The 16,379-nt window shown below is 49.1% G+C and carries 15 protein-coding genes; 7 read left to right on the forward strand and 8 right to left on the reverse strand.

The window, feature by feature from the left end; translation table 11 throughout:
* Positions 1 to 60: 60 nt before the first annotated feature.
* Positions 61 to 510 (reverse strand): RidA family protein, encoded by a 450-nt coding sequence (locus ACW9SV_RS16240; protein WP_479557810.1) that lies wholly within the window; start codon positions 508 to 510, stop codon positions 61 to 63.
* 180 nt (positions 511 to 690) lie between these two features.
* Here ACW9SV_RS16240 and queG point away from each other — a divergent pair, with 180 nt between their 5' ends.
* Positions 691 to 1,641, forward strand: coding sequence for a tRNA epoxyqueuosine(34) reductase QueG (gene queG, locus ACW9SV_RS16245; RefSeq protein ID WP_479557811.1), 951 nt, complete (start codon positions 691 to 693; stop codon positions 1,639 to 1,641).
* Here queG and ACW9SV_RS16250 read toward each other — a convergent pair.
* From ACW9SV_RS16250 to ACW9SV_RS16260, 3 genes are all read right to left on the reverse strand, one after another.
* Complete coding sequence (locus ACW9SV_RS16250) at positions 1,630 to 1,824, reverse strand: hypothetical protein (RefSeq protein WP_479557812.1); 195 nt, start codon at positions 1,822 to 1,824, stop codon at positions 1,630 to 1,632. The genes queG and ACW9SV_RS16250 overlap by 12 nt on opposite strands.
* Before the next feature lie 194 nt (positions 1,825 to 2,018).
* Positions 2,019 to 2,864, reverse strand: coding sequence for a ferritin-like domain-containing protein (locus ACW9SV_RS16255; RefSeq protein WP_479557813.1), 846 nt, complete (start codon positions 2,862 to 2,864; stop codon positions 2,019 to 2,021).
* Positions 2,865 to 2,877: 13 nt separating this feature from the next.
* Complete coding sequence (locus ACW9SV_RS16260) at positions 2,878 to 3,636, reverse strand: ferritin-like domain-containing protein (RefSeq protein WP_479557814.1); 759 nt, start codon at positions 3,634 to 3,636, stop codon at positions 2,878 to 2,880.
* Positions 3,637 to 3,914: 278 nt separating this feature from the next.
* Between ACW9SV_RS16260 and ACW9SV_RS16265 the strand changes: the two genes are divergently transcribed.
* Positions 3,915 to 5,345, forward strand: a complete 1,431-nt coding sequence (locus ACW9SV_RS16265) for a BatD family protein (RefSeq protein WP_479557815.1) — start codon at positions 3,915 to 3,917, stop codon at positions 5,343 to 5,345.
* Positions 5,342 to 6,424: a chorismate synthase gene (aroC, locus tag ACW9SV_RS16270; protein ID WP_479557816.1), complete on the forward strand. Its 1,083-nt coding sequence runs from the start codon at positions 5,342 to 5,344 to the stop codon at positions 6,422 to 6,424. The genes ACW9SV_RS16265 and aroC overlap by 4 nt, the downstream gene beginning before the upstream one ends.
* 83 nt (positions 6,425 to 6,507) lie before the next feature.
* Here the strand turns inward: aroC and ACW9SV_RS16275 are convergent, their stop codons facing one another.
* Positions 6,508 to 6,678, reverse strand: coding sequence for a hypothetical protein (locus ACW9SV_RS16275; RefSeq protein ID WP_479557817.1), 171 nt, complete (start codon positions 6,676 to 6,678; stop codon positions 6,508 to 6,510).
* A gap of 201 nt (positions 6,679 to 6,879) precedes the next feature.
* Positions 6,880 to 8,256, reverse strand: a complete 1,377-nt coding sequence (locus ACW9SV_RS16280) for a sodium:proton antiporter (RefSeq protein WP_479557818.1) — start codon at positions 8,254 to 8,256, stop codon at positions 6,880 to 6,882.
* 209 nt (positions 8,257 to 8,465) lie between these two features.
* Here ACW9SV_RS16280 and ACW9SV_RS16285 point away from each other — a divergent pair, with 209 nt between their 5' ends.
* Positions 8,466 to 9,083 carry a NifU family protein gene (locus ACW9SV_RS16285; protein ID WP_479557819.1) on the forward strand — a complete coding sequence of 206 codons (618 nt, stop codon included), beginning with the start codon at positions 8,466 to 8,468 and terminating at the stop codon, positions 9,081 to 9,083.
* A gap of 195 nt (positions 9,084 to 9,278) precedes the next feature.
* Positions 9,279 to 10,925, forward strand: coding sequence for a peptide MFS transporter (locus tag ACW9SV_RS16290; RefSeq protein ID WP_479557820.1), 1,647 nt, complete (start codon positions 9,279 to 9,281; stop codon positions 10,923 to 10,925).
* 266 nt (positions 10,926 to 11,191) lie between these two features.
* On the opposite strand, the gene ACW9SV_RS16295 is transcribed toward ACW9SV_RS16290, so the two are convergent.
* Positions 11,192 to 12,466, reverse strand: a complete 1,275-nt coding sequence (locus ACW9SV_RS16295) for a NupC/NupG family nucleoside CNT transporter (RefSeq protein ID WP_479557821.1) — start codon at positions 12,464 to 12,466, stop codon at positions 11,192 to 11,194.
* A gap of 608 nt (positions 12,467 to 13,074) precedes the next feature.
* Here ACW9SV_RS16295 and ACW9SV_RS16300 point away from each other — a divergent pair.
* Positions 13,075 to 14,496, forward strand: a complete 1,422-nt coding sequence (locus ACW9SV_RS16300; protein WP_479557822.1) for an APC family permease — start codon at positions 13,075 to 13,077, stop codon at positions 14,494 to 14,496.
* Positions 14,497 to 14,597: 101 nt separating this feature from the next.
* Here the strand turns inward: ACW9SV_RS16300 and ACW9SV_RS16305 are convergent, their stop codons facing one another.
* Positions 14,598 to 15,479: a YitT family protein gene (locus tag ACW9SV_RS16305; protein ID WP_479557823.1), complete on the reverse strand. Its 882-nt coding sequence runs from the start codon at positions 15,477 to 15,479 to the stop codon at positions 14,598 to 14,600.
* Positions 15,480 to 15,609: 130 nt separating this feature from the next.
* On the opposite strand from ACW9SV_RS16305, the gene ACW9SV_RS16310 reads away from it, so the two are divergent.
* Positions 15,610 to 16,005: a hypothetical protein gene (locus tag ACW9SV_RS16310; RefSeq protein ID WP_479557824.1), complete on the forward strand. Its 396-nt coding sequence runs from the start codon at positions 15,610 to 15,612 to the stop codon at positions 16,003 to 16,005.
* Positions 16,006 to 16,379: the final 374 nt, after the last annotated feature.

Consider the following 16,379-nt stretch of genomic DNA (forward strand, 5'->3'; position numbering starts at 1 on the left):
AGTAATACCAAGAAAAAAGCCCCGGCCATGTAGGTTGGGGCTTCTTTCTTAGGAGTAATCTCATTCTGTTTTCTCAATCTCGGCGATCAACTCTACCTCCAGCACCGTGTTTGGCTCCAGCAGGCGTACCACCTGCACCCACGTGGCGGCTGGCGTATGCGTACCGTAAAAGTTCTTCCGAATTAGATGGTGCTTAGATGTTTCTTCCATGTTGGTGGTGTATAGGTTCTCCTTTACCACATGGGTGAAATCCAGATGGTACTGTTTCAAAGTGGCTTGTAACGTGCGGTACACTTTGTCAATGGCTTGGTCCATGGGGCCACTGGCTACCGTGCCAGATATATACAGAAGATTGCCACTTCGGTAAGCCTGAGCATAGTTCCATTTCTGGTTAGGGCGAAACGTTTTAGGTAAAGTCTTGCCCTGTGGAGTAGAAGCTTTATTACTTTCCTGCGCCTGAGAGCTAAAGACCAGTAGAAGGAATAGTAGCGTAAATAATAATTTCTGCATAACAGTGGAAGGTTAGTTTGTAGTAGACAGCCCAAATCAAGAATAACCTTACGGGCATCAAACAAAGAGCGGCGTTTTGCATCTGTTTCTGCGAAATCTGCCTGAAAGCAGAAATAATCTGATAACTGAAATTCTTTTCCCCCAATTTTGTTCTCCAGAAACGGAAACGTTCAAAGCACCATGTTCAATCTCGCTCCCAAACACACGCAACTCATCAAGCAGAAGGCCCAGGAACTGGGTTTTATGTACTGCGGTGTGTCCAAGGCGGAGTTTCTGGAGGAAGAGGCGCCACGGCTAGAAAATTGGCTCAACCAGAACATGCACGGCAAGATGCACTACATGGCCAATCACTTTGACAAACGCTTAGATCCGCGGCTGTTAGTGGAAGGGGCGAAGTCGGTGGTGAGTTTGCTGCTGAACTATTTTCCGGAGGAGACACAGCGGGAAGACTCCTTCAAGATCTCAAAGTACGCCTACGGCCAGGACTATCATTTTGTCATCAAAGACAAGCTGAAGACCCTTTTCAATTTCATTCAGGAAGAGATTGGCGAGGTGGGCGGCCGGGTGTTCGTGGACTCTGCCCCGGTGATGGATAAAGTGTGGGCCAAGAAGAGCGGCCTGGGGTGGGTAGGAAAAAACAGCAACCTCATCAGACCTGGAGTGGGCAGTTTCTTTTTCATTGCCGAACTCATCCTGGACTTGGAACTGGAGCCGGACGGGCCAATTAAAGACTATTGCGGTACCTGCACCAAATGCATGGATGCCTGCCCCACCGATGCCATCTCGGCACCGTACGTGGTAGACGGCAGCAAATGCATCTCATATTTTACCATTGAGTTGAAAGACCAGATTCCGCAGGAAGTAGAAGGGAAATTTGGGAACTGGGTTTTTGGCTGTGACATCTGCCAGGATGTATGCCCCTGGAACCGGTTTAGCAAGGCGCACCGGGAACCTGCCTTTGCGCCCCACCCAGAGTTGCTCCACCTTTCTAAAAGCGATTGGTTGGAGCTCACCCAGGAGGTGTTTCAGAATGTTTTTAGGAAATCAGCGGTTAAACGCACGGGTTTTGAAGGGCTTACCCGTAACCTGCTTTTTGTGGAGAATGGCCTAGTCCAGCCTTTAGGCGACTAGCACGGGTCCGAAGGCCTCATCTAAGATTGTGTTGTAAGAGCCGGAGAAGCGATTATAGCACCATTCACGTAGAGTTTCCAACTCTTTGTGCATTAACAAACGCATGTTTTTTCTCAGCTCTTTTTCAAACAGACTGGAGTCAAAACTTACTTTGTCCAAAATCAATTTCACGTACTCTAACATGGCTTTAAATGAAATAATATTAAATGATTTTTGATAGGATATGTTTCAGACACAAATATGCTACTTTTAATTCCTGTTTTTATACGGATTGTCTAAAATTTTATACTGATTTTACAATTTATTAATGCAAAAAAGCAGGCACTCACAAAGGAGATACCTGCTTTTTGTACTTTGTTTTGTATTTTACTTAGGTGTTAAGCAATGAATGGACCAACAATTGCATTTACCTGTGCTACCGTTAGTGGTTCATCAAAAGCTTCAGACGCAGCGTTGGCATCTATCGCTATTCCGCCAAAGGTACCCACCAGGTTCACACCTGCCTGGCTGGTTACTTCCTCGCCGTCATAAATTCCTTGGAACTCGGCCGGAAGACCGCCTCTGTCTTTTAAGGTAATCCATGGCTTAAGACCGGCAATCCCATTCGTCATGTCTCTGCGCATCCGGCGAAGGTGGGCCGCATGTCTGGCTTCTACTGAGTGTATTTGCAGGGCAGCCTGTAACACCATGTCATTGGTTATAAGGGCCGGGGCAGCTCCTTTATACGCGCGTACGCCGGTGTCTTCAAAAGCCTGGGCTACAGCCAGCATGGTAGGATAGCTGGTGAAGGTGTTATTGCCTAATATACCATTAGCCGTCCAGTCAAAGCTGGCATCAGTGTAAGTAGTAGGGGCAGCACCGCCCATGCCTGAGATGGCAGACCGTAAGAAGTCTACGTGTGCTTTCTCATGGTCGCGGATTACCCCAAAAGCTGTTTTTCCTGCCGGTGTTGGGAAGATATCAGTGGCCGCGGCCCGCAGGTAGAAGTGGTATTCCAAGTTTTCAAGCAGAAGCGCGAACTCCAGCACCTCACGTACCGATGGATTTGACGTCTGACCATAGGCTTTGTTCAGCATAGAGCCAAAAGCTACCGGAATAGCAGCAGCGGCCAGTTTCTTGCCAAAGCCACCAAAATGTTTGAAAACGGCTCTGCGCGGATCTATACGTTCAAAGATTTCCGGATCTACTTTCTCTACTTCTTTTAGTATATTGAAGATATTCATGGCTTTCTGATGATTAAGTGGTTGGCAAATTGCTTGCGTTGATCATTTCCTTGATGAAAGGCTGCGCGGCAGCTAACACCTGGGTTGGTGTTAAGGCAACATCCAATCCGTTGGCATCTACAATGTTCCCTGAGGTGATGCCGGCGGGGCCACTCGCAAATGTGCCGTTCTCAATCATGTCTCTGATCTCGGCCGCGTGTCTGGCTTCTACTGAAACAATTTTGCCAGCAAGACCTAAGAAGGTAGGGTTTGAAAGAAGTTTGCCCGCACCGTTGTAGGCGGCTACGCCCAAGTCCTCAAAGGTTTTGGCAGTCGCCAGAATAGAGGCCCGGCTGGCCAGGTTAGCGGCCGGAAGAACAGGGGTTAAACTAGGAATGATCTGGCTGGGAGCGGCGCTGGTGATGGCGGCTTTGAAGAACTCGCGGTGCGCTACTTCATGGTTCCGGATGTCAGTCAATACCTGTCTTTCAACGGCACTGGTGAACAAGGTAGAGAAGTTTGGCAGGGCCACTACTGCGGTGTAGAAGGCAGCTTCCAATTGCTCCAGGGCATACGCGTAGTTCAGGACACCTACATCGCCGGAGCCTAGGTTCACGGCACCGGTCATGTCGGGGCCGCTCTGCGCGTCATCATCGTCATCACAGCCAGCTAATAAAAGCGCTGAGGCGGCTACGCCTGCACCGGTGTACTGCAGAAAAGAACGTCGGTTGAGAGAGTTCTTCAATCCCTGCATGAAATCCTGCTCAGGGACTGAATTTGTGTTTTTTGCCATAGTTTTAAAATTGAAGATGAAACAATTTTTATTACCTGCGCTTCGATAAGCTATTGGTAAAGCTCAATTCAGCTGGCGTAAACCGGCGGAATTAGCGAGACCTACGACGATAGATATTTCACTGGATTTCGGGGCAGTGAAAAAAAGTGGAAAAAAAATTGAAGTATTTGATTTAGACTTCCTTTTTATACCCTGAGAAAGGGGAAGGGCTGCCCGGTAATGTGTACTTTTGTGAAAAGTAGAAGACAGCTGTTTTGTGGCTGTTTTACCTAAAACGAATGAAAAAAGCGGTTTTTCTCTTGCTGTGGTGTATGTGCTGGGCGGCCTTTGGGATGGCCCAGACCCATTCCATAGAGTATGGGCCCACCGCTATTCCCATTGACCAATATTTCACTATTTCTTTAAAGTCGCCTGCCACCAGGCCCACCAAAGTAGAAGGCTTTCCCGAGATTGAGGGACTGCAGAAGAGTACCCAAAAGTCTTTTACCACCACGTACACCCAAGGTGCCAAGACCTCGGTGGTATACACCCTTACCCAGCAATATGCTCCCCTGAAAGAAGGCGAGGTGACTGTAAAGCCCTTCACTTTGCTGGTAGACGGTAAGAGTGTTTCTGCTCCCGGCGTCAAAGTGAAAGTAGGACCAACTGCCCCACCAAGTGTGCACGCCAAAGACAGTTTGGCCCCCGTACCCGGCACGGTGGCCGCACCAGAGTTTGTGGAGGTGAAGGAGAATGCTTTCCTGACCTTGCATGTGCCCAAAGGAAGAGTGTTTGTGGGAGAGGCGGTGCCGGTCTCCCTGTGGTTTTACCTGGCAGATACGGATCTGGGCCTTCTGGATTTCCATGAGTTTGAAACTCAGATCGTGGCCATTGTGCAGCAGCTCAAGCAGCGGAGCGCCTTAGAGGAAGTGGTGCAGCAAGAGGAGATCCTGCCCGAGAAAATTAAAATAGGGGAGAAAGGGTTTACCCGCTATAAGCTGTACGAGGCCATTTTATTCCCGATTACGCCGCAGCCTCTCCGTTTTCCGGCCGTGAGCTTGAAAATGATCAAGTACAAAGTGGCCAAGAACCCTTCGTTGCTCACCCAGAACCGATTGCCAGAATACAAGACCTACTCAACCCAGAGTAAAGAGGTGACGGTAAGAACCCTTCCCCCACACCCTCTGCGCGACCAGGTAGCGGTAGGCGTGTTCAGGTTAGAGGAGCAGTTGTCCCGTAGGACTATCTCCCTGAATCAAAACCTTATATATCACCTCCGGATTGAAGGAGAAGGAAACATAAGGACCCTGCCTACTCCGCAGAGTTTGGCTGTCTCCAGCGAACTGGAAATTTATTCTCCCGAGATCAGGCAGAACCAGCAGATTTCCCAGGGCAGGCTAGTGGGAAACAAGACTTTCCGGTACTTCATTGTGGGCAGAGAAGCCGGTGAGTTCCCGTTGAAAGAGCTCTTCCAATGGGTGTATTTCAACCCGGTTACTGCCAGATATGATACGCTTCAGCCGTCGTTAACCGTGCAGGTGCGGGGGCAGGAAGACCAAAATAGTTTTATTAGGGCCCAAGATGTGGGCGATTTTTACAATATTGCCGCCACAGAAAGCAATGAGCTTATCAGCATAGATCAATTCAGGGAAGTGCGCCTGTACACCAACGTGGTGTTAGGCGTCATGCTGGGAGTAGCTTTGTTTATTTTCATACTAAAGAGGAAATGAGTAATACATACGGATCTATATTCCGGATCACCACCTTTGGAGAATCGCACGGAACGGCGGTTGGCGTGATTGTGGATGGCTGCCCCGCCGGACTTCCTATCTCCATTGAAGAAATCCAGGCTGCCTTGGACCGCCGGCGTCCTGGTCAGTCCAAGATCACCACCCCGCGTGACGAGAAAGACCAGGTGCAGATTCTTTCTGGTATCTTCAATGGCCACACACAAGGAACCCCTATTGCATTAGCCGTTTTCAACAAAGACCAGGCAAGCCATGACTACTCGCACATAGAGAATGCGTATCGTCCGTCGCACGCAGATTACACCTACACCGCTAAATATGGCTCCCGTGATCACCGGGGCGGTGGCAGAAGCTCGGCGCGGGAAACTTTGGCCCGGGTGGCGGCTGGCGTGTTAGCCCAGAAGTTTCTGGCGCAGCAGGGCATTCAGATTACGTCGTATGTCTCTCAGGTTGGTCCCATTCATGCTCCTGCCGACTACACTCAACTAGATCTAAGTCAGGTAGACAGTACCATTGTGCGCTGCCCTCACCCAGAGACCGCCCAAGCCATGATCCAGCTCATTGAGGAAACCCGTGATAGGTTGGATACGGTGGGAGGTGTGGTTTCCTGCGTGATCAAAGGTGTTCCGGCTGGCTTGGGAGAGCCTGTTTTTGACAAACTACACGCGGAGTTGGGCAAAGCCATGCTGAGCATTAATGCCGTGAAAGGATTTGAGTACGGCAGTGGGTTTGAAGGTGTGAGTATGTACGGCTCGCAGCACAATGATGTCTTTTACACCGATGAGGAAGGCAACGTGCGAACCCGCACGAACCACTCGGGTGGTATCCAAGGTGGGATTTCTAACGGGCAGGACATCTACTTCAAAGTCGCTTTTAAACCAGTGGCAACCATTTTGCAGCCTCAAACCACTATTGACCAAAGTGGGCAGGAAATCACGTTGCAGGGAAAAGGACGGCATGACCCGTGTGTACTTCCTCGGGCGGTCCCGATTGTGGATGCTATGGCGGCCTTGGTGCTCGCTGATTTTGTGCTGAGACAGCGGACGAATAGAGTAGAATAGAACTTGGATTTGGGCCTGTTTTTTGGAAAGCAGGCCCAAATTGGTTTTAGGGGAATGTGAGGGCTTTTGCTGGCGTTTCGGCTTTACAGTTTTTGAGGGTCTTTGTTGTTGCAGCTTTGCTTTGGTGCGCTCAAGGCCGCGGGGCCTCGTCTTCCGGCCTCGCGCTTCTGTTTTAGCCTTGGCCAGTAGGCCTGCCGCATGCGCGGCACCAGGTCTAAAACAAAGGCGCTCTGCCGAAAGACTGGAAAAGGCATCTTCCAACTTGAAGTTTCATGACCACCATTTTCCATGGTTCAAGTCTGTGACTTGGACCTACCATGCTCTGCAGTTTGTAACTGCAGTGAGGCGCTAATCTCAAATGCGTTTTAGAAATGTTTAATTAAATCAAAAGGGCTTTGGGGCAGTTTCTTGCAAAACTGCCCCAAAGCCCTTTTGTAATTAGGAGGTTCAAAACCTTACAAAATCTGCAAGATCCAGATCAAAACTAGCACGGGTAACAAATAGACCAAAGAGTATTTGAACATGTACTGGAAGAAAGGAGGCATTTTGATGCCGGCTTGCTCGGCGATTGCTTTCACCATGAAGTTTGGGCCGTTTCCGATGTAGGTCATGGCGCCGAAGAGGACTGCTCCAATAGAGATCGCTTCTAAAACCAGAAGGGTTTCGGGGTTTTGGGCTAAGCCGTAGGCAAAGTCATGGACCTGGGTGGTGTTGGCGTAGTTCATGTGGTATTTGGCCATGCCCAGTGATAAAAAGTTAGCGTAGGTAGGGGCATTGTCCAGAACTCCGGAAAGGGATCCCGTCACCCAGTAAAAGACGGAGGGCGTCAGTTTAGCGGCAAATTCGGGAGAGGAGGCTAGTTCGGCAGATAGCTGCAGGGCGGGCATCATGGTAAAAAAAATCCCGAAGAACAGGAATACCACCTCCATGATAGGGTCAAAAGTGAAGTGGTTTCCGTTAAGGGCCGTGCGGCTGGCAAATTTAAAGCAAAGCAAAGCCGCGGTTAACTGGATTATTTCGCGCACAAAAGAAACCTTGATTCCTCCTTCTAAGGGAATATAAGGCAGCCATTCGTAAGAAGAAGGATTAAGGAAAGTGGCCCCGATGATCACGGCTAACCAGAGAAGGTTACGCTTGCCCGTGAAGAAGAACTCCGTTTTGGCCTCGTTTTTTGCCACCACCTCGGCTCTTGGTTTGAATTGCGGTTTGTTGCGACTGTCTCGGATGAAGAAAATGAGGCAGAGCGCGCCAACGGCGATACACCAAGGCGTGAAAAGGTGCTGCAGTGTCCAGAAGAACGGCACCCCTTTCAGAAAGCCAATGAACAGGGGCGGATCGCCTAATGGGGTTAGAAGTCCGCCGGCATTGCTCACAATGAAAATAAAGAAAACGATCTGGTACGGCTGTATGCGGTGGTTGTTCAACCGGATGAAAGGCCTGATGAGCAGGAGTGAGGCACCGGTGGTACCTATCACATTGGCGATGATGGCGCCAAACAACATAATTCCTACGTTGATCAGAGGAGTGGCATTGGCGTTGGCGTTGATGTAAATACCGCCGGCGGCTATGTAGAGGGAGCTAAGTAAAATGGCAAAGGAGGCATACTCAGCCAGGGTCTCGGCAGGGAGGTGCGTGTCATGCAAGACAAACAGGTAATAAGCCAACACCAGCAGACCCAAGCCTACTGAGATTTTTTTGAAGTGGTGATGCCAGAAATCAGGGAAGAAAATAGGGCCGGTTGCAATCAAGCCAATTAATAAGGCAAAGGGAGCAATCAGGAAGCCAGGCACGTCTGGAGGGGTGGTTGCCAGTAGAACAGTGGCAAAAAGCATAGGCACGCGGGTTAATGAAACAAAGAATAAGGCTAAAGTAACGGTTTCTGATGAAAAGGGGGAGCGTATTCGCCTTCCTTTCGCAAAACGTGCCTTAAAACGCAGAAAGGCGGTACCCAAGAAGTAACTATCAGGTGTCGGAAATTCTCACTAATTTTGGAAACTTAAATACCTGACGGTAAGTTTTTACTATAAATAAGAAGACAGCCATGACTGATAATACAACCAAACCGGTTTCTGTGTACGCTGAGGCGAACCCAAACCCGGAGTCAATGAAATTTGTCCTGAACTCTACCTTGCTGGGTGAGGGCGGCAGTGTGGATTATCCAACTCTGGAAAGTGCTGTTGATTCTCCTTTCGCACAGGAATTGTTCAACTTTGACTATGTATCCCGTGTGTTCATCGCGAGCAACTTTGTTACGGTAACCAAGAACTCGCCGGTGCAGTGGGCGCATTTGATCCCAGAGCTTAGAACGTTCATCAAATCATACATTGAAGCTGGCGGACCTATCTTCATAGGAAACCCGGTTACTACCACTGCGGCTTCTGCCGCGGCCGAGGTACCCGCTGACCTTTCTGCTGAAGACACCGAAATTTCCCAGAAAGTGATTGACCTGCTGGAAAACTACGTGCGCCCTGCGGTGGAGCAAGATGGCGGTAACATCACCTTCCGTTCTTACAAAGAAGGTGTGGTGACTGTAAACCTGCAAGGATCTTGCAGCGGCTGCCCATCAGCTACCGTAACCTTAAAAGCTGGTATTGAGAACCTCTTGAAACGGATGGTTCCTGAAGTGCAAGAAGTAGTAGCCGAAGGCGTAGTGCTCTAAGGTGATTTAACCCATAAAAGTAAAAAGGCCCTGAAAACTCAGGGCCTTTTTACTTTTATGGGTTTTCGGTTTTTGAGACTGGGTGAAACAGGAAATAGGTCAATTTTCTTCCTAAAAGCACGTTCTACCTATCGCTAACGATATATTTCCGTTTCTTTTACCTATTTTCAAAGCAGATTAACCAAAACCACCCGAATGTCAACACCAGCTTCTAAGCACCCGAAAGGCCTCTATTTCCTTTTTCTAGCGGAAATGTGGGAGCGCTTCGGTTACTACCTCATGATAGGTATCTTCTTCCTCTACATGACCGATACCCAGAGCGGAGGAATGGGACTATCTAAAAACCAGGGATCTGATATTTATGGCACGTTCATCGCGCTGGTCTTCTTAACCCCGTTTATTGGTGGCCTTCTAGCCGATAGGTTGCTGGGATATCGCCTCTCCATTACTATTGGGGGAGTGTTGATGGGCTTAGGTTATTGCGGGTTAGCCATTCCGGGTGATACCTTTTTCTACCTTTCCCTAGTGTTGATTGTCATTGGTAATGGTTTTTTCAAAGCCAACATCTCCACCCTGTTGGGGAACCTGTATTCAGAACCTCAGTACCTGCCGCAGAAAGATACCGGGTATAACATCTTTTACATGGGAATCAACGTGGGGGCCTTTATCTGCAACTTCGTGGCGGCTTACCTGCGCAACACCTACGGCTGGGGCTTTGCGTTTCTGGCGGCTGGTATTGGCATGTTTATTGGTCTCATCATCTTCTGGGCCGGAAACAAAACCCACCGCGACTATGATATCCGGAAGCCTGCTCAACCTCATGACATGCCGCTCTGGAAAGTATTTGGCATCGTAATCTTGCCGGCCTTTGTAGTTGGAGTATTGAGTTGGGTGTTGATTCCGGGTGATGTATTTGGCTCTGATTCTACCGATGCGTTTATCTTCGGCTCTATTCCTATTATTCTTTTCTATGTGAGCCTTTGGGCCAAGGCTTCTGTGGAAGACAAGAAGCCCATTGCGGCCTTGCTTTCCATCTTTGCGGTAGTAGTGGTGTTTTGGGGCGTTTTTAAGCAAAACGGCACCGCCTTGACCACCTGGGCCGAGTATTACACCGACCGTAGCTTGCCAGAGACTTTAGAAAAACCAGCCGCTTCCCTAGGCATGGTGCAGAAGGTAGATGCCACTCCTACCACCGTGCCAGACTTCGACGCCGCTTTCCGGACCCGCACCGATGCCGAGGGAAAAGTAGTGACTAAGGAAGGACCCGCTCCGTACCTGAACAATTTGCCTAAGGAAGAGTGGCCGCAGGAAGGCAGCTCCTTGTCGTTGATCTCTACGGAGCTGTTCCAGTCCATTAACCCGTTCTTTGTGATTGCCTTAACCCCACTGGTTGTTTCTTTCTGGGGATTCATGCGTCGGAAGGGGAAAGAACCTAGCACCCCTGCTAAAATGGCTTTAGGTCTCCTTATTACTGGTTTATCTACGTTGGTGATGGTTGGCGCCGTTTGGGCCGGAAACAACGGGCAAGACAAGGTGTCCAGTTTATGGCTGGTGGGTACCTACTTTGTGGTGACCATAGGGGAGCTGTGCCTTAGCCCGATGGGCTTGTCTTTGGTATCAAAAGTAAGCCCACCGCGCTTAACGGCCCTGATGATGGGCGGTTGGTTTATCGCTACTTCCATTGGGAACAAACTATCTGGTATCCTGGCCAGCCTTTGGGACACTTATGATGATAAGTCCTACTTCTTCTGGGTGAACTTTGCGGTTACTGTCTCTGCAGCTCTGGTGTTGGTGCTGATGCTCAAGTGGCTCCGCCGCATCATGGAAAAGCCCGCTATCTAATTAAACAGTTACTAAAGCAAACGCCTCCCATGAACTTCATGGGAGGCGTTTGCTTTATAAGGCATGGGTATTAACCGACTCCTTAGAGAGCAATTCACTCAAGGGATTGGTGGGCTGCAACTCTTTAGGGTATACATTAAAACAAACTTGTCTTCCTGCTGATTTTACTGTGGTTTCCCCAAAGTACTTAAAAAGCCATCGGCGGCTATCCAACTTGTAAAGCAGGATGGCCGGCGATGGCTTTTGTTAAGGAAGAAGGAATACTTTTACAACAAGATTCCGGCTAAGGCCGCAGACATATAAGAGGCCAGCGTACCACAGATCAAAGCCTTCAAACCGAGGGCTGCTAAGTCTTTTCTACGCTCCGGCACCAACTGCCCGATACCTCCCACCTGAATAGCGATAGAGCTAAAGTTAGCGAAACCACAAAGGGCAAAGGAAGTAATAAGCAGCGTTTTAGGGTGGATATTTCCTTTTATGGCGGCTAAGTCAAGATACGCCACAAATTCGTTAATCACGATTTTAGTACCCATCAAAGAGCCTGCGGTGAACATGTCTTGCGAAGGAACGCCCATCGCCAGGGCGAAAAGGGAGAACACACTTCCTAATAGGCTCTTCATGCTCAGGCTCTCTAGCGGAATACCTACAGCATCCAAAGACATGCCCATTCCTGCAAGAGACCTTCCCACAAAGCCCAAGAAGTAGTCTACTAAAGCAATTAAGGCGATAAAACCTACCAGCATCGCTACTACGTTCAAGCCTACGCGCAGGCCGTCGGACGCACCGTGTGAGATGGCATCTACTAGATTGGCGTCTTGCTTTTTCACTTCAATTCCTACTTTACCTTTGGTCTCAGAAACTTCGGTTTCAGGGAAAACGATTTTGGAGATGACCAACGCACCCGGGGCGGCCATGATACTGGCGGCAATCAGGTACTCGGCGGGTACGCCCAAGGCAATGTACACGGCCATTACGCCCCCCGCAATACAGGCCATACTTCCGGCCATGGAAGCCAAAAGCTCTGAGTTGGTCATAGTGGGTAAATACGGCTTGATCATGATCTGGGCTTCTACCTGGCCCACAAACACGCTGGCCACGTTAGAAACCGCCTCGCTACCACTTACCCCCATGAGTTTGTGCACGCCACGGGCCACTACTGATACAATGCGCTGCATCAACCCAATGTGGTAGGCAATACTTACCAGAACCGCCACAAAGATGATGGTAGGAACAATCTTGAAGAAGAAGATCACGTCATTTCCCACACCAAACGCACGGTCCATTTTCTCCTTGTTTACCAAAGCGCCAAACACAAACTCGGCTCCACGGTCAGAGAAGCTTAGGATCTGGGTAATGTAATGACCTAATTTTTGGAAAACCATTTGTCCGAAGGGCACCTTCAGGATGAAGAACGCCAACCCCAGTTGGAGCGCCAGCCCCACCACCACCAGCCTTACATTGATGGCTTTTCGGTTATTGGAGAGTAAGAATGCAATACCTAAGATCAGAACAATGCCAATCAGGCCGGTAAATCGGTTCATATAAGAGAAAAAGGGTTTTGAATGTTAATTGGCTGTAAGACCAACCAAGACCAGGTGAAAGTAACGATCATTGGCCACCTCTCAGATTTGTTCCGCCAAAGGCAGCCAGATGAAGGATTGAAGACAAGCCAAGAGAAGAAAAGGCAGCCGAAAACAGCAACGTCGCCACAGCGAAAGTGTTCTTGGATGACGTCTTGGAGGTGATGTTAAAAAACATGGTTACAAAAATACAGATAATTAGCTGTAAAACCTTAACCGCTAAAATTTTATCTAACTGCCCAAGGCAGGAGCTTGTCTGGTTATTTTCCTACATTAAAGGGACTCTCATTCTGCTTTAGAAAGGGCTAATTTCCTAGTTATTAGTAGTGAAGAAGCATCCTTCAAGACTCTGTTTCAGCCTTGTTTTCTTTAAAAAGGTCTAAAAGCTTATACCGACCTGTACTTTCTTCAAGCAGCCTATGCTTTGCAAGTGTTTTTCCAAAGGAAGCCTGAAACAAAAACGTGATGTAAAATTCCTCTAATAACAACTGTTTCAACAAGCGCCGGGTGGAAGTTATAGACAAGGTTTCTGAGATAATTTGTTTATTTATAGAATCATTCAAAGGAATATGGAGAATACAAAGCAGCTGAACCGGACCTTGGGCTTGCGCCTGGTGGTGGTAGTGGTGGTAGGCAATATCATTGGGTCTGGAGTTTACAAGAAAGTGGCCCCCATGGCCGCCGAACTGCACTCGCCAGGATGGGTGCTCATCTGCTGGATTCTGGGAGGCATCATTACTTTGTTTGGGGCTTTAAGTAATGCCGAAATTGCCGGCCTCTTGGCCGATACCGGCGGGGAGTACGCCTATTACAAGCGCATCTACAACCGGTTCTTCGCCTTCATCTATGGCTGGTCGCTTTTTACCGTCATCCAAACGGCAGGCATCTCGTCGCTGGCGTACGTCTTTGCGCAATCTTTTCACAGCATAGGACCGCTACCACCGGTTTTAAGCTCCCTAGCCGATGTCAGTATTGCCGGGGTGTTCTATCCTTTCGCTGATTTTAACGTGAAATTGCTGGCCATTTTCCTCATCGTCTTTCTGACCTGGATTAATAGTCGCGGCATGCGCGCCGGAGCAGGGCTGAGTACTGCCATTCTCATTCTGGTGTTTGCCGGTATTTTCATGATTGTTTTCTTTGGGCTCAGCAGCGGACAGGCAGATATCACCCGCAGTTTTGATGTAAGCACCACCAACAACACGCCCGTTACTTTCAGTGCGGTGTTTGCGGCCATGTTGTCTGCGTTCTGGGCGTACCAGGGCTGGGCTTCCATCGGGTTTGTGGGCGGTGAGATCAAAGACGCCAAACGGAATATCCCCCGCGGGATATTTATCGGGGTGTTGGCAGTGATCGCTATTTACCTGCTGGTGAATGCCACGTATCTGGCCTTGCTGCCTATTTCCGCTTTGGAACAGGTGTACGCTGCCGGAAACCAGATTGCGGCCATTGAGGCGGTGAAAAGCTTCTGGAGTGCGGGTGGGTTTTTCATCTCAGTTCTGATTTTGATCACCACCCTGGGCTGTACTAATGCTACTATTCTGGCCAGTTGCCGCACGTATTTCGCCATGGCCCGGGAAGGATTCTTCTTCAAGAAAGCCGCCGATCTGAACAAAGCCCAGGTACCCGCTAACTCGCTTATTTTTCAGTGCGTTTGGGCCTGTATTCTGGTGCTCTCGGGCACGTTTGACCAGCTCACCGACATGATCATCTTTGCCGTCTTCATCTACTACGGCGCCACCACGCTGGGCGTGTTCATCCTTCGGCGCAAGATGCCAGATGCCCCCAGGCCCTACAAGGTGTGGGGCTACCCGGTGGTGCCGGCTATTATGGTCTTGTTCTGCGCGGCCCTGTTCTTTAACACCATTCTGGTGCGTCCCCGGGAAGCAGGCATTGGCATGATCCTGATGCTGACGGGTATTCCTATGTACTGGTGGTTTCTGAAAAACAATACCTTGAAAGAAGAACCCGCTCCAGTAGAGGTTAATGGGTAAGCCTTCTAGCAATAAAACCTTCCTCTTTAGGGCTCGCTTTTTGAAAACTAGCCCTAAAGAGGAAGGTTTTTCTATACTTGTATGCTCCGTACCGGGGAGTTCTAATGCAAGGTTCTTCTCTTGACCATTCCGCCGTCTGTGTCATCAATGCTCTGCTGAATCAGGAAAGCCTCAGGGTCAATGCTTTTTACTTCTTTCCGGAGGGCAGGAATCTCCAGGCGGGTGACCACAGTGAAGATGATGTCAATCTCCAGGTTATCGCCCCGTTTCCCAAATCCCCGCTTGCCTTGGTAAATAGTCACTCCGCGGCCCAGTTTCTCGGTGATGGCAACCCGTATCTCCTCACTCATGCGCGATACAATGGTTACGCCCGTGTACTGCTCAATCCCGTGCAGCAGGAAATCAATCATCTTAGATGCCGAAAAGTAGGTCAGGATAGAGTAGAGAGCGACATCCATCCCCAAGAAGAAGGCAGCGGTCAGGAAGATGAGAATGTTCAGAAGCAGGATCACATCGCTTACCTTCAAAACTGGGTACACCTTGCTTACCAAAACGGCGGCAATCTCAGTGCCGTCCAGCACCGATCCGCCCCGCATAGCCAATCCTATTCCTGAGCCAATAAACACTCCGCCAAAGATGGCAGTGAGCATGGTATCTGAGGTGAAATCTGGAAACGTGATAAAAACCAGGCTCAGCGAAAGCCCAATAATGGCCAAGGCACTTTTAAACGCGAAAAGGTGGCCCACATACCGGTAGCCCATGAATATGAACGGAAGGTTGATGACCACAATCAGCAGGGAAAGCGGTATCCCGAAGAGGTGCGTCAGTAGCATGGAAATACCTGTCACCCCCCCGTCAATCAGGTGGCTGGAAAGTAAAAAGCCCTTCAGGCCCATGCTTGCCGATAGAATGCCCAGAATAATGAGGATGACGTTTTTTATTTCTGAGGCAAGCGTAGCATGTTTGGTAGCGGCGGTTAGCATTAAAAAGGGGTTGAGGTGACTATAAGACGCATCTTGGGGGTGTAGACTCTTAAATATAGGTAAAATGCGTTTATGGTCTAGTGTTCAGGTACATTTGCCATTTAAGGCAAATAGCTTTTATTTTGTGATAATGCTGAATTCCATCCTTAACATAGCAAAACATCACTTAAAATACCCGCTTATGTGGGTGGTGTTGCTATGGGCGGTAACCCTTCCGGGGCAAGAGGTGGATGTGTACCGGTTCCTGTTTTTCGGCTCTTCTGCCCAAAGCTCCCTTGAAACCGGACTAAGCGCTGTAGAAGATGAACGTTCTGTTGTAAAGCAGGAAGGCGTACATGCATTCCCCGATGCCAAGGCTTCTACCCCGCCTTTCCTCAAATTCCCCTTCGCTTTAAAACCTACCTTACCAGAGTTCCCCTTTGACATTCTGGGTAGCCTGGAACCAGCCCTCCAAAGCGGCGTTTCCTTTGCCTTTCTCTTCATTTCCAGGTTGTTGCCCTCCACGCAGCAGCCCAATGCTCCCTAAGCAACTTACCTGTTTCTGCTCTTGATTTATAAGGAATAATCTCTTTTACGTAAAAAGACAACCCGGCAAGGTGCCCGGCCCTTGAAAGAGGAGCAGAAATCGATTTGAAAATATCCCTTTATTTCAGTGTCGCTTTTGGCAAACATGCCATCATTTGACCTTTTCATTAAGGCTGATGGGTTTTATGTTCTACCAATTTCGATTGGGGGCTCTTTCTTGAAAATAGGCTTAAAAACAAATTCGTACCCGTCCGCTGATACTCTCTTAGGACAACTAAATTAGGTATTAAAGCCTTCAGCGGAGTTGAATTATGGGACTTTGGAGCAATCCCTTTTGACGGTTCTGCTATTTGTGCGGGCAAACGCAGCCCGTGT

The sequence above is a fragment of the Rufibacter sp. JT20002 genome, assembly GCF_056491185.1.